This window comes from Sulfitobacter sp. 1A12056, from assembly GCF_043558125.1.
GTDB lineage: Bacteria > Pseudomonadota > Alphaproteobacteria > Rhodobacterales > Rhodobacteraceae > Sulfitobacter > Sulfitobacter faviae.
In genome coordinates this window covers 556,121-569,506 of record NZ_JBIFFY010000002.1, presented here as the reverse complement: position 1 = coordinate 569,506, position 13,386 = coordinate 556,121, and the positions used below count along the sequence as shown (strand labels likewise).

General features: G+C 64.7%; 15 protein-coding genes. 12 read left to right on the top strand and 3 right to left on the bottom strand.

The features are described from left to right. The first annotated feature begins 31 nt into the window (after window positions 1-31). The 7 genes from ACGYLD_RS07125 (at window position 32) to ACGYLD_RS07095 (ending at window position 6,398) form a co-directional block, all read left to right on the top strand. Complete coding sequence (locus tag ACGYLD_RS07125) at window positions 32-1,021, top strand: TRAP transporter substrate-binding protein (protein ID WP_271688759.1); 990 nt, start codon at window positions 32-34, stop codon at window positions 1,019-1,021. 76 nt (window positions 1,022-1,097) lie between these two features. Continuing rightward, window positions 1,098-1,622: a TRAP transporter small permease gene (locus ACGYLD_RS07120; protein ID WP_276153815.1), complete on the top strand. Its 525-nt coding sequence runs from the start codon at window positions 1,098-1,100 to the stop codon at window positions 1,620-1,622. A 4-nt stretch (window positions 1,623-1,626) separates the two neighbouring features. Continuing rightward, a complete protein-coding gene (locus ACGYLD_RS07115; RefSeq protein ID WP_271688758.1) occupies window positions 1,627-2,937 on the top strand; it encodes a TRAP transporter large permease in 1,311 nt (436 codons plus the stop codon). A 12-nt stretch (window positions 2,938-2,949) separates the two neighbouring features. Continuing rightward, window positions 2,950-3,885, top strand: a complete 936-nt coding sequence (locus tag ACGYLD_RS07110; protein ID WP_394401862.1) for a hypothetical protein — start codon at window positions 2,950-2,952, stop codon at window positions 3,883-3,885. After that, complete coding sequence (locus ACGYLD_RS07105; protein WP_394401859.1) at window positions 3,878-4,606, top strand: allophanate hydrolase subunit 1; 729 nt, start codon at window positions 3,878-3,880, stop codon at window positions 4,604-4,606. Before ACGYLD_RS07110 ends, ACGYLD_RS07105 begins: the two co-directional genes overlap by 8 nt. Beyond that, on the top strand, window positions 4,603-5,634 hold the full coding sequence (locus ACGYLD_RS07100; protein WP_271692793.1) for a biotin-dependent carboxyltransferase family protein: 1,032 nt from the start codon (window positions 4,603-4,605) through the stop codon (window positions 5,632-5,634). Before ACGYLD_RS07105 ends, ACGYLD_RS07100 begins: the two co-directional genes overlap by 4 nt. Continuing rightward, window positions 5,631-6,398, top strand: a complete 768-nt coding sequence (locus ACGYLD_RS07095) for a LamB/YcsF family protein (protein WP_271692792.1) — start codon at window positions 5,631-5,633, stop codon at window positions 6,396-6,398. Before ACGYLD_RS07100 ends, ACGYLD_RS07095 begins: the two co-directional genes overlap by 4 nt. Here the strand turns inward: ACGYLD_RS07095 and ACGYLD_RS07090 are convergent. Next, complete coding sequence (locus tag ACGYLD_RS07090) at window positions 6,395-7,264, bottom strand: branched-chain amino acid aminotransferase (protein ID WP_271692791.1); 870 nt, start codon at window positions 7,262-7,264, stop codon at window positions 6,395-6,397. The genes ACGYLD_RS07095 and ACGYLD_RS07090 overlap by 4 nt on opposite strands. A gap of 171 nt (window positions 7,265-7,435) precedes the next feature. Between ACGYLD_RS07090 and ACGYLD_RS07085 the strand changes: the two genes are divergently transcribed. The 5 genes from ACGYLD_RS07085 (at window position 7,436) to dxs (ending at window position 11,857) form a co-directional block, all read left to right on the top strand. Continuing rightward, the gene (locus tag ACGYLD_RS07085) at window positions 7,436-7,948 is read left to right on the top strand and encodes a MarR family winged helix-turn-helix transcriptional regulator (protein ID WP_067264985.1); all 513 of its coding nucleotides are present in this window, start codon (window positions 7,436-7,438) and stop codon (window positions 7,946-7,948) included. Beyond that, the gene (locus ACGYLD_RS07080) at window positions 7,945-8,646 is read left to right on the top strand and encodes a response regulator (protein WP_271692790.1); all 702 of its coding nucleotides are present in this window, start codon (window positions 7,945-7,947) and stop codon (window positions 8,644-8,646) included. The genes ACGYLD_RS07085 and ACGYLD_RS07080 overlap by 4 nt, the downstream gene beginning before the upstream one ends. A 108-nt stretch (window positions 8,647-8,754) precedes the next feature. Continuing rightward, complete coding sequence (locus ACGYLD_RS07075) at window positions 8,755-8,997, top strand: exodeoxyribonuclease VII small subunit (RefSeq protein ID WP_067264990.1); 243 nt, start codon at window positions 8,755-8,757, stop codon at window positions 8,995-8,997. Between the two features lie 8 nt (window positions 8,998-9,005). Beyond that, a complete protein-coding gene (locus ACGYLD_RS07070; RefSeq protein ID WP_271692789.1) occupies window positions 9,006-9,887 on the top strand; it encodes a polyprenyl synthetase family protein in 882 nt (293 codons plus the stop codon). A gap of 41 nt (window positions 9,888-9,928) precedes the next feature. Further along, on the top strand, window positions 9,929-11,857 hold the full coding sequence (gene dxs, locus ACGYLD_RS07065) for a 1-deoxy-D-xylulose-5-phosphate synthase (RefSeq protein ID WP_168613002.1): 1,929 nt from the start codon (window positions 9,929-9,931) through the stop codon (window positions 11,855-11,857). Here dxs and ACGYLD_RS07060 read toward each other — a convergent pair. Beyond that, window positions 11,854-12,447 (bottom strand): exopolysaccharide biosynthesis protein, encoded by a 594-nt coding sequence (locus ACGYLD_RS07060; RefSeq protein WP_271692787.1) that lies wholly within the window; start codon window positions 12,445-12,447, stop codon window positions 11,854-11,856. The genes dxs and ACGYLD_RS07060 overlap by 4 nt on opposite strands. 26 nt (window positions 12,448-12,473) lie before the next feature. Continuing rightward, window positions 12,474-13,328: an SDR family oxidoreductase gene (locus tag ACGYLD_RS07055; protein ID WP_271692786.1), complete on the bottom strand. Its 855-nt coding sequence runs from the start codon at window positions 13,326-13,328 to the stop codon at window positions 12,474-12,476. Window positions 13,329-13,386 lie beyond the last annotated feature (58 nt).

Genomic DNA, 13,386 nt, shown 5'->3' with positions numbered 1-13,386 from the left:
CGTGGGACTGCAACAACAAGGGAGAAACCATATGACACTGACAGCAAGACTGATGGCCGGCGCGGCGATGACCGCCCTGACGCTGGGCACCGCCATGCCCGCCTTCGCGGCCGAGAAATGGGACATGCCGATGGCCTATTCGGCCTCGAACTTCCACTCCGAGAACGGTGTGCAATTCGCCGAATGCGTGGGCGAGAAGACCGGCGGCGAGATCGAGATCACCGTGCATCCGGGCGGCGCCCTCTTTGCTGGCGCGGACATCAAGCGCGCGATCCAGACCGGGCAGGTCCAACTGGGCGAGCGTCTGCTCTCCGGTCACCAGAACGAGAACGCGGTCTTCGGCTTTGACTCCATCCCCTTCCTCGCGCCCTCTTTCGAGGCCAGCGCCCAGCTTTGGGAAGCCGCCAAGCCCAAGGTTGAATCCGTGTTGGAAGAGCAAAACCTCGTCCTGCTCTATAACGTGCCATGGCCGCCCCAAGGGCTCTACTTCAAGAAAGAAGTAGACTCGGTCGAGGACATGAAGGGCGTGAAATTCCGCTCTTACAACAACACCACCGCGCGTCTGGCGGAACTGACCGGCATGTCGCCCGTCACCATTGAGGCCGCCGAAGTCAGCCAAGCCTTCGCCACCGGTGTCGCGGAATCGATGATTTCTTCGGGTGCCACCGGCTATGACCAGAAGGTCTGGGAAAGCCTCACGCATTTCTACGAAGTCGACGCATGGCTGCCGCGCAACTATGTGATGATCAACGCCGATGTCTGGGCCGAAGTCTCGGACGCCAACAAAGAGGCGATCACCACCTGCGCGACCGAGGCCGAAGAGCGTGGCCTGCAAGCGTCGAAGGACTACACCCAGTTCACCTATGATGGGCTGCGCGAAGGCGGCATGAACGTGGAACCGGCCAGCGAAGAGCTGATGTCCGGCCTGCGCGAAGTGGGTGAGACCATGACGCAAGAATGGCTCGAAGCCGCGGGCGAAGACGGTCAGGCGATCGTCGACGACTACAAGGCGATGCAGTAATCACGAAACCTGCGGCGGCCCGTCACCCGGGCCGCCGTTCTCGTGCCCGGGCATGATTTGACGGAGGGAGAGCCGCATGAAGGCGCTGCGCAGACTATTGGACGGGCTATATACCGGGGCGGGGGCGCTTGCCGCGCTCTGTCTGGTGGCCATCCTTACCTTGATCGTGGCCCAGATGGTCGCCCGTTGGACCGGCAATGTCTTTCCGGGCGCTGCCAGCTATGCGGGCTATGCCATGGCCGGGGCCAGTTTCCTCGCCTTCGCCAATGCGCTCAACCGCGGCTCGCATATCCGCGTGTCGATCCTGCTTAACGCGCTGAGCGCGGGCGGAAAGCGGCTGCTGGATATCTGGTGTTTCGCCGTGGCGGCGGCGGTCGCGTGGTATTTCACCTATTACGCCTATTGGTTCGTCTACTGGTCGTGGAAGTTCAACGAGGTCAGCCAAGACCAAGACGCCACCGCACTCTGGATACCGCAATCCGTCATGGTCATCGGCGGCGGCATCCTTGCCATCGCACTGACCGACAATCTTCTGCATCTCATCTTCAAGGGCGACCACCGCGTCACCCGTGACCTAGTCGATCAAAGCTTCGGGGAATGACGCCATGACCGAGATCTATGCCATTACCCTGTTTTTGATCGTTCTCTTCTTCCTGCTCGGCACCGGTGTCTGGGTCGGGCTCGCCCTGATGGGCGTGGCTTGGGTCGGGATGGAGCTTTTCACCACCCGACCCGTGGGCGACGCCATGATCACCACGATCTGGGCCAGTTCCTCAAGCTGGACGCTGACCGCGCTGCCGCTCTTTGTCTGGATGGGCGAAATCCTCTACCGCACGCGGCTGTCGCAGGACATGTTCCGCGGGCTGTCGCCTTGGCTCGCGAAACTGCCGGGCGGGCTGGTGCATACCAATATCGTCGGCTGCACGGTCTTTGCCGCCGTCTCGGGCTCTTCCGCCGCGACGCTCACCACCGTAGGCAAGATGTCGATCCCCGAGCTGCGCGCGCGCAACTATCCTGAAAAGATGATCATCGGCACACTGGCGGGTGCGGCCACGCTGGGGCTGATGATCCCGCCGTCGCTGGCGCTGATCGTCTACGGCGTGACGGTGAACGAAAGCATCACCAAACTCTTCTTCGCGGGCGTCCTGCCCGGGCTACTGCTGGCGCTAATGTTCATGGGCTATGTCGCCGTCACCAGCATGCTGTCGAAGGATTGGAACCCCGATGCGGAGACCGGGATGAGCTTTGGCGAAAAGCTGCGCAATTCGCGCTTCCTGCTGCCGGTCTTTGCGCTGATCACGGTCGTGATCGGGTCCATGTACCTCGGCTTTGCCACGGCGACCGAAGCCGCCGCCATCGGGGTCATCGGCTCACTGACACTGGCGCTGTTCCAAGGTTCGCTGAACTGGCACAGCTTCCGCGAGAGCCTGATGGGGGCGATGCGCACCTCTGCGATGATCGCACTGATCCTTGCGGGCGCGGCCTTCCTGAAACTGTCGATGGGTTTCACCGGCCTGCCCCGCGCCCTGGCCGATGGGATCGCCGCGATGGAGCTGTCCCGTTTCGAGCTTCTGATGGCGCTCTTGGTCTTCTACATCGTGCTGGGCATGTTCCTCGACGGTATCTCCTCGGTCGTGCTGACCATGGCGGTGGTCGAGCCAATGGTGCGCAGCGCGGGCATCGATCTGATCTGGTTTGGCATCTTCGTGGTCGTGGTCGTTGAAATGGCGCAGATCACCCCCCCGATTGGCTTTAACCTCTTCGTGCTGCAAGGCATGACCAACCACGAGATGGGCTATATCACCAAGGCCGCGCTGCCGATGTTCGCGATCATGGTCTTCATGGTCTTCGTGCTGATCTGGTTCCCCGAAGTGGCCACATGGCTGCCCGAAAACCTGCGCAGCGCACCGGTTTAGCGGTGAAGGGCCATGCGCTATATGCTGAGACTGGCCTCGCGCCATGCGCGGGCCTGCCTGATCGTCGGGCTGCTGGCGGGGCTGGCCCTGCCCAGCCTTGCGGCGGCGCTGGCCGGGTGGTTGCCGCAGATGGTGGCGGCGCTGCTGACGATCACCGCGCTCAGGATCGGGCACCGCGCGGCCCTTGGTGCAGTGCGCGATCTCATCTGGGGGCTGGCCTCGGTGCTGGCCTTGCAGACGCTGCTGCCCCTGTTGCTGCTGGGGGGCTTCGTGCTGGTCGGGCTGGGGCAGACCCCTGCGGCACTGGCCGTGACCCTTGCCGCGGCGGCCCCGGCGCTGACGGGCAGCGTGAACCTCGCCCTGTTGATGCGGCTCGACGCGGGGCGGATGATGCAGCTGATGGTGTTGGGCACCGCCGCCTTTCCCCTGACCGTCTTGCCGGTGCTGGCGGCCCTGCCGCAACTCGGCCCGGCTTCGGAAATCGCGCTTGCCGCCCTGCGGCTCTTGGCGGTGATCCTTGGCGCGACGGGGCTGGGCTTTGCCCTGCGTCATGTCTTTCTGCTTCATCCCACCCCGCGCCAGACCGAGGCGCTGGATGGCGCGTCGGTGCTGGCCTTCTCGGTCATCGTGGTGGGATTGATGGCGGCGCTGAACCCCGCGCTGCGCAGCGATCCATGGGCCGTGGCGGGCTGGACGGGGCTGGCCTTCGCCCTGAGCTATCTGTTGCAGGCGGGCACGTTGCTGCTGACCCGGCGCGGCCCGCTGCGCGCCGTGGCCGGACCACTGGCGATCGGCGCGGGCAACCGCAATATCGCGCTGTTTCTCGTGGCGCTGCCTGCGGATGCCATCGCGCCGTTGATGATCTTTATCGGCTGCTGGCAACTGCCGATGTATCTGACCCCGGTGCTGCTGCCGCGCCTTTACGAAAGGATGCTTCGCAATGACTGACTGGCCCCGCATCCGCAGTGTCGGCCTCTCCGGCCTATTGGTCACCTTTGCCGAGAAGATGTCCGAACCCGCCAACCGCGCCGCCCTCGCCTTTCGCGCGGCGGTAGAGGAACAGGACTGGCCCGAGGTGAGCGAGACGAGCACCTCGCTGGTGTCGACCTTCGTGCAATTCGAGGTCTCCCAAGAGGCCATCACCACGATGACCGACCGCCTGCGCGGACTGCTCGAAACCCGCGACTGGTTCGCCGAAGCCCTCCCCGCCGGGCGCAGCCTGTGGCATGTGCCCACGGTCTATGGCACCGACCTCGCCCCGCAGTTGGAGGAGGCCGCCGAGGCCGCGGGCCTCGACCCCGACGCGGCCATTGCGGAACTGTCGCAGGCGCGGGTGCGGGTGCTGACCATCGGCTTCGCGCCCGGCCAGCCCTACATGGGCGAACTGCCCCCGCATTGGGACATCCCGCGCCAGCAGGGGCTGACGAAATCGGTGCCACCGGGGTCGCTCGTCGTAGCGATCCGGCAGTTGATCATCTTCACCAATGCCTCCCCCACCGGCTGGCGGCACATCGGCCAGACGGCTTTTCGCACCTTCCGCCCGGGCAGCGATATGCCCTTTCCGCTGTCGCCGGGCGATGAGCTGATATTCCCCTCCATCACCCGGCAAGAGTTCGACCGCATCGCCGATGACCCCACCGGCGGCGCGGAGCGGGAGGCGCTGACATGAGCGGCACGCTGACCATCCTTCAAGCCGGTCCGGCCATGACCATCCAAGACCTTGGTCGCCCCGGCTATCGCGCCGTTGGCCTGACCCACGGCGGCGCGGCGGACCCGACCGCCCTGCACGAAGGGGCCGCCCTGCTGGGGCAAGATCCGAACAGCGCGGCTCTGGAGATCGCCGGGAGCGGCGGCAGTTTCGAGGTCGATCAGGACACCCGCATCGCCCTGACCGGGGCGCAGATGCAGGTGAGCATCGACGGCGAGCCGGTCGCCTGGAACGCCAGCCACCTCCTGCCCGCAGGGGCGAAACTCACCATCGGCGGCGCGCGGGACGGGGCCTATGGCTACCTCCATGTCGGCGGCGGGCTTGACGTGGCGCCGGTGATGAACGCGCGCGCCAGCCATCTGGCCGCTGGCATCGGCGCGCTGCTGCAAAGTGGTGAGACTCTGCCGCTAGGGGTCGATAAGGGCGGTGAGGCGAACCTCACCCTGGCCCGCGACAGCCGGTTCGGGGCCGAGCGGGTGCGCATCGTCGCCTCCATGCAGACCGATGCCTTCGACGAGGCAACCCGCCAGCGGTTCACCGAAACGACCTTTCGCCGTGATCCGCGCGCCAACCGCATGGGCGCACGGATGGATCATGACGGCGAAGGTTTTGCCACCGGCGGGCAGTTGACCATCGTGTCCGAAGTCATCACCCCCGGCGACATCCAGATCACCGGCGACGGCGCGCCCTTCGTGCTGATGTGCGAATGCCAGACCACCGGCGGCTACCCCCGCATCGGCACGGTGATCCCCTGCGACCTGCCGATCGTCGCACAGGCGCAGCCGGGTGCTGCGCTGCACTTCGCGTTCGTCGACCTCGACGAAGCGCTGGCCGCCGAGACGCGCCACCGCGCTGACCTCGCTGCCCTGCCCAAGCGCCGCCAGCCGCTGTTGCGCGACCCGGCGCGGATTCGCGACCTTTTGGGCTATCAACTGATCTCCGGCGTGGTTTCAGCCACTGCCGACCCCTTCGAGAAGGAGCAGACATGACCACCGTCGATCTCAACGCAGACATGGGCGAAAGCTTTGGCCCTTGGAAAATGGGCGACGACGCGGCGCTTCTGCGCGTCGTGACCTCGGCCAATATCGCCTGTGGCGGGCATGCGGGCGACGCCGATGTCATGGCGGCGACGATGCGCATGGCGCATGAAAACGGCGTCGGCATCGGCGCGCATCCGGGGTTCATGGACCTCGCCGGTTTTGGCCGCAACCGCCTCTCGGTGCCGCGCGGCACCTTGCAGAATCAGATCCGCTATCAGGTCGCCGCGAGCGTCGGCATGGCCCGGAGCGTCGGCGCTGAGGTACGCCACCTGAAACTGCACGGCGCGCTGGCGAATATGGCGTCGGAGGATGAGGAACTGGCCCGCGACCTCTATGAGGCAGCGCTGAGCGTGGCACCCGACCTCATCGTCATGGTGCTGGCCGCCACGGCGCAGGAACGGGCGGTGCGCTCACTGGGCTGCAAATGGGCCGGGGAGATTTTCGCCGACCGCGCCTATAACGACGACGCGACGCTGGTCGACCGCAGCAAGCCCGGTGCGGTGATCCACGATGCGGAAGCGGCAGCGGCGCGGATGGTTGAAATGGTGAAGGCAGGCGCGATCATCACCGAGAGCGGCAAGCACATCCCCAGCCGGATCGACACGATCTGCCTGCATGGCGACACCGCAGAGGCCGTTCAAATCGCAACCGCCGTCCGCAAGGGTTTGCAGGACGGCGGCGTGACTTTGGCAAAGTTCAGCGGCAGCGTTTAACTGCGCACCAGCTTTTCATAGTCCAAGGCGATCTCACGGGTCAGCGCGCCGACCTCAAAGTTCCAGTCGCCGATCTGACCCACCGGGGTCACTTCGGCGGCGGTGCCGGTGAGCCAGCACTGCTCGAAACCTTCCAGTTCCTCGGGCATGATGTGGCGCTCGTGGACCTTGATGTTTTTCTCGCGCAGCATGTCGATCACGGTCTGCCGGGTGATGCCGTTGAGGAAGCAATCGGGCGTCGGCGTGTGCACTTCGCCATCCTTGACGAAGAAGATATTCGCGCCTGTCGCCTCGGCCACATAGCCGCGGTAGTCATACATCATCGCGTCCGAGCAGCCCTTCGCCTCGGCCGCATGTTTGGACATGGTGCAGATCATATAGAGACCCGCCGCTTTGGCATGGCTCGGGATCGTCTCGGGCGAGGGGCGCTTCCACTTGGAGATGTCGAGCTTGGCGCCCTTCATCTTGGCGTCACCGTAATAGGCCCCCCATTCCCAAGCCGCGATGGCCATGCGAACCGGGTTGCGGGCCGAGGCGACACCCATGTCTTCGCCCACACCGCGCCAAGCGACCGCACGCACATAGGCGTCTTCCAGACCCGAGGCGGCGAGGACTTCGGCCTTGGCAGCTTCGATCTCATCAATGGTGTAGGGGATCTCAAAGTCGATCATCTCAGCCGAGCGCTTGAGCCGCTCCGAATGCTCGCGGCTTTTGAAGATTTTGCCGTTATAGGCGCGCTCGCCCTCGAACACCGAAGACGCATAGTGCATCGCATGGGTCAGGATGTGGACATTGGCCTCACGCCAATCCACCATTTCGCCATCCATCCAGATGTGCCCATCCCGGTTGTCATATCCGCCTGCCATGGTGTTTCCCCTCCAAATGACGCGCTATCTTTTCAAAAATTGCGCAACAATCGGCAGATGCAGACATTTAATTGCGCAAAACACGAGATTCGATAGCCTTTCACTATTGGAATGTCAACAACGCTGACGTAAACTGATCCCCAACAGGCCCGAGAGAGAATGAGACATACTATGGCGGACGGGCGCATGATGGCCCCTAGCAGCGGCGACAGCCTGCTGTTTTTGACGGACGAACAACTGCGGCAGGGGATCGAGGCGATGTTCTTTGCCTATCGCGGTTTCACTGCCGATCCCGACCGGATTCTGGCCGATATGGCCTATGGCCGCGCGCATCACCGCGCCATCCACTTCATCAACCGCGCCCCTGGCACGACGGTGAACAACCTGCTCAATATCCTTGGGGTCACGAAACAATCGCTCAACCGTGTCTTGCGCACGTTGATCGCCGATGGTCTGGTGCAGAGCAAGGTTGGCCGCAATGACAAGCGCGAGCGGCACCTGTTCCTGACCGACGAGGGTCGCAAGCTGGAACAGGAGCTATCAGACGCTCAGCGCGCGCGCATGCGGTTGGCCTTTCGCACCGCCGGACCCGAAGCCGTGGCCGGTTTCAGAACGGTATTGGAGGCCATGATGGACCCCGAAATGCGCCAGAGCTTTGACCGGCTGCGCGAAAGCGCCCCATGAACGATCTCGACCCGCACCTGCTGGTCGTCGACGACGATGAGCGGATCCGCAGCCTGTTGAAGAAGTTCCTGATGCGGAACGGCTTTCTGGTCAGCACGGCCCGCGATGCGGCCCATGCACGGCGGGTGCTGGCGGGGTTGGAATTCGACCTCATCGTGCTTGACGTGATGATGCCCGGCGAAGACGGCATGGCGCTGACCTGCTCTTTGCGCGAAACCCTGCAAACGCCAATACTGTTACTGACTGCCAAGGGCGAGACCGACAACCGCATCGAAGGGTTGGAGGCCGGGGCGGATGATTACCTGCCCAAACCCTTCGAGCCCAAGGAACTGCTGCTGCGCATCAACGCGATCCTGCGCCGTATGCCAGACACCTCTGCCGCCGATGCCGCGCCAAAAGTGCTGTCGCTCGGCGTAATCCGCTATGACATGGAGCGGGGCGAGATGTGGCAGGGCGACGATCTGGTACGCCTCACCGCGACCGAAGTGCAGCTGATGAAGATTTTCGCCGCGCAGCCCGGTGTCGCGCTCAGCCGGTCCAAACTGGTTGAAGAATTGGGCCGCGACCGTGGGCAAGCGCAGGAACGCGCGGTGGACGTCCAGATCACCCGCCTGCGCCGCAAGATCGAGAGCGATCCGAAACAGCCGCAATATCTGCAAACCGTGCGCGGCGCGGGCTATATGCTGGCGCCGGACTGACCCGGCCCTTTCAGCGAAACACATAGGTAAAATTCATGGGGCCAGCCCGCTGGCAATGCGCGGCGCGAAGTTCTATTGTCGCGCGAAATTCCGAAAACGAGGCGCGCAATGTCCGACACACCCGTAGAAGAGATGAACTTTGAGACCGCCATGGCCGAGCTTGAGAAAGTCTTGGGCCAGCTTGAAAACGGCAATGTCGCATTGGACGAAAGCATCGCGCTTTACGAACGCGGGGCCAAGCTTAAGGCGCGCTGCGAGACCAAGCTGAAAGAAGCTGAAGAGAAGGTCGCCGCGATCACGCTTGACGGCGATGGCAACCCGAATGGGCTGAAACCCGTCGAAGGGCTTTGACCGCCCACATGCAAGAGACCACCCCCCATCCCTTGGCAGAGGCGCTTGCCCATGCCCGCGATCTGGCGCAAGCGCAGATCGACGCAGCACTCGGCGCGCATGACGGCCCGGTGGCCGAGGCGATGCGCTATGCCTGCGGCGGCGGCAAGGGGCTGCGCGGCTTTCTGGTGATCGAATCCGCCCGGCTGCATGGCATCGCCCCCGGCATGGCCGCCCCTGCGGCGGCAGCCATCGAGGCGCTGCACGCCTATTCGCTGGTGCATGACGACCTGCCCTGCATGGACGACGACGATCTGCGCCGGGGCCAGCCCACGGTGCACCGCAAATGGGACGAGGCCACCGCCGTTCTGGCCGGTGACGCGCTGCAAACGCTGGCCTTTGAACTGCTCGGCAAAGCGCCCTGCCCGGCGGAGGCACGTCTGACCTTGATGACCAGCCTCGCCCAAGCGGCAGGCGTCGGTGGCATGGTCGGGGGGCAAGCGCTGGACATCGCCGCCGAAACCGCCCCCGCCCCGCTGTCGCTGGCCGAGATCACGGCGCTTCAGGCGGGCAAGACCGGTGCCTTGATCGAATGGTCCGCCATGGCCGGGCCCCGGATGGCCGGTGCTGATGCCACCGCCCTTGGGACTTACGCCAAACACCTCGGCCTCGCCTTTCAGATCGCCGATGACATTCTCGATGTCGAAGGCGACGCTGAAACGGTGGGCAAGGCGGTCGGCAAGGACGACGCGGCGGGCAAGGCCACTTTCGTGTCCCACCTTGGGCTGGCCGGGGCCAAGACCCGCGCCGCCGAATTGGTGGACATGGCCTGCGACGCCCTATCTGAATATGGACCAGAGGCGCAGAGCTTGCGAGCCGCTGCCGCCTTCGTTATTGCCCGCGACAGCTAGCCGGGCGGCACATGCGCCAATGCGGCACCAGAGAGGCCCCGATGAGTGACAAACCCGCCACACCCCTGCTTGATCAGGTCACCCGCCCTGCGGACCTGAAACACCTGTCCGATGCCGAACTGACCCAAGTCGCCCGCGAACTGCGGGCCGAGACGATCTCGGCCGTGTCGGAAACCGGCGGGCATCTCGGCGCGGGACTGGGCGTGGTGGAACTGACCGTGGCGCTGCACGCGGTTTTCGACACCCCGCGCGACAAGATCATCTGGGACGTGAGCCACCAATGCTACCCGCATAAGATCCTCACCGAACGCCGCGACCGCATCCGCAGCCTGCGCATGAAGGACGGGCTATCGGGTTTCACCAAACGCAGCGAATCCCCCTACGACCCCTTTGGCGCGGCGCATAGCTCGACCTCGATCTCAGCCGCGCTCGGCTTTGCCGTGGGCCGCGATTTAGGCGGTGTGATCCCCGAAGGCTTGGGCGATGCGATTGCCGTGATCGGGGATGGCGCGATGAGCGCGGGCATGGCCTATGAGGCGCTCAACAACGCGGGTGATCTGAAAAAACGCCTGATCGTCATCCTCAACGACAACGAGATGTCCATCGCCCCGCCGGTGGGCGCGATGTCGAGCTACCTCAGCCGCCTCTACGCCGAAGCGCCGTTTCAGGACTTCAAAGCCGCCGCCAAAGGCGCGGTGAGCCTGCTGCCCGAGCCCTTCCGCGAGGGGGCCAAACGGGCCAAGGATATGCTCAAAGGCATGGCCGTGGGCGGCACGCTGTTTGAGAACCTCGGGTTTTCTTACCTCGGGCCGATCAACGGGCATGACATGGACCAGTTGCTGCCAGTGCTGCGCACCGTCCATCAACGCGCGACCGGGCCGATCCTGATCCACATCCAGACGCAAAAGGGCAAGGGCTACGGCCCCGCCGAAGCCGCGCGGGATCGCGGCCATGCCACGGCCAAGTTCAACGTGGTGACGGGCGAGCAAAAGAAAGCCCCCTCCAACGCGCCGAGCTACACCCGCGTTTTCGCCGACAGCCTGCTGGCCGAGGCCGCCGAGGACGACAAAATCTGCGCCGTGACTGCCGCCATGCCCGATGGCACCGGCCTTGACCTTTTCGCCGAACGCTACCCCAGCCGCTGCTTCGACGTGGGCATCGCCGAGCAGCATGGCGTGACCTTCTGCGCGGGTCTCGCCGCGGCGGGGATGAAACCCTTCTGCGCGATGTATTCCACCTTCCTCCAACGCGGCTACGACCAAGTCGTGCATGATGTGGCAATCCAGCGCCTGCCGGTGCGTTTCGCCATCGACCGCGCGGGGCTCGTGGGCGCCGACGGGCCGACCCATGCGGGCGCCTTCGACGTGGCCTTCCTCGCCAACCTGCCGGGTTTCGTGGTCATGGCCGCCGCCGATGAGGCCGAGTTGCGCCATATGGTCGCCACAGCCGCCGCCCATGACGACGGCCCCATCGCCTTCCGCTATCCGCGCGGCGAAGGGCGCGGGGTTGAGATGCCAGAGCGTGGCACCCCGCTGGAAATCGGCAAGGGCCGGATGATCCAAGAGGGCAGCAAGGTCGCGCTTTTGTCCTTCGGCACCCGTTTGGAAGAGGTCGAGAAGGCCGCCGAACAGCTTCGAGCCAAGGGCATCACCCCCACCATCGCCGATGCCCGCTTCGCCAAGCCGCTGGACCGTGAGATGATCCTCAAGCTCGCCCATGACCACGAGGCGCTGATCACCATCGAAGAGGGGGCAGTCGGCGGCTTCGGCAGCCATGTCGCACAGCTGCTGGCGGATGAGGCGGTGTTCGACAAGGGGCTCAAGTTCCGCTCCATGGTGCTGCCCGATACCTTCATCGATCAGGCCAGCCCGGCGGATATGTATGCCGTGGCGGGGATGAACGCCGAACAGATCACCGCCAAGGTGCTTGAGGTGTTGGGCATTGGCGACTTGGACGCGCAGCGCGCCTAACTTGCGGCGGTCAGCACCAGCAGGCCGCCCGCGACCAACGTAATCGCCACGCAGAGATAGCCCAAAAGCACGAAGAGCCCGTCGCGGGTGAATAGCCCGAAAGCCAACAGCGCCACGGTGCCCGCCCCGAGCGACGACATCATCGGCAGCACCTCCATGAAGGGCCAGCCGAGCGGGATGATCGTGACCACGACAAGTGTGATGAACCGCATCGGCCCGGTGGTGAGAAACTGAAGGCGCGGCTTGCAACGCCCGTCGACGAAAGCGCAAGGGCGGCGCAGAAAGCGCACGCAGCCGCTCAACCGATGGCCTGCCACCTCGCGCCGCAACAGAAATCGCGGCATCCATAGCCTGCGCCGCCCAGTCACCGCCTGCACGGCCAGCAGGATGATTGTCACCGCCGCAAGGGTCGAGACGCCGGGAATGCCCGACAGGGGTGAGACCAGCAGCAAGGCGACGATCAGGATCAGAGGGGTGATCGAACGGTCGCCGATCTCATGCAGCACGTCGTTGATCGACACCGCCTCCTTCTCTGCCGCGCGCTCCATGCTATCCAGCAGATAGGCCAACGTATGTTCGTCTTGACGCATTCAATGCCTCTGGCGGTGCCTCGGATTCAGTCTTCCGCCTCCAGCAGCGCGGCCAGACCAGAGCGGTAATCGGGATAGATCGGTTGCCAGCCCAACGCCGCCTTGGCGTGATCGTTCCGGACCTTCTTGCTCTCCGCGTAAAAGCTGCGAGCCATGGGGGTCATCTCGGCCTTGTCGAAGTCCACCGCCGGGGGCAAGGGCAGGCCCAAAAGCGCGGCGGCATGGCCGATCACATCCTGCGGCGGGGCGGGATCATCGTCACAAAGGTTATAGATCGCCCCCGGCTGCGGCTTGGCCAGCGACAGGTCCAAGGCTTGGGCGATATCCTCCACATGAATACGCGAGAAGACCTGCCCGGGCTTGATGATGCGCCGCGCCGTGCCTTTGCGCACCTTGGCGAATGGCCCGCGCCCGGGGCCGTAGATGCCCGCGAGCCGGAAGATATGCAGCGGCAAGCCGGGGATCGCGCCCCATGCCGCCTCGGCCTGCACCCGCGCCGCGCCGCGCCGGGTGGAGGGGGTGAGCGGTGTCGCCTCATCCACCCAATCGCCCCCGTGGTCGCCGTAGACGCCGGTGGTCGACAGATAGCCGACCCACCGCAAATGGGGGGCCGCTGCGGTGATTTCATCCTGCAAATCCAGCAGAACCGGATCCCCCTCCGGCCCCGGCCCGGCAGAGACCAATAGGTTGGGAACCTCTTGCAAAAGCGCAGACAGATCGCTGCCGGGCCAGAGCATGGGCTCCACCCCCGACGCTGCGATCTCATCCAGTTTTTCGCGGCTGCGGGTCGTGCCGATGATGCGCCAGCCCTGCGGGAGCAACCGGGCCGCCAAGGCCCGCGCGCTATAGCCATGGCCAAGGGAAAGAAGCGTTTTATCCATACCGCCAAAGTGGCCCGCTTGGGCCGCAACCACAAGCGGCAAGCGGTGGATTTACTCT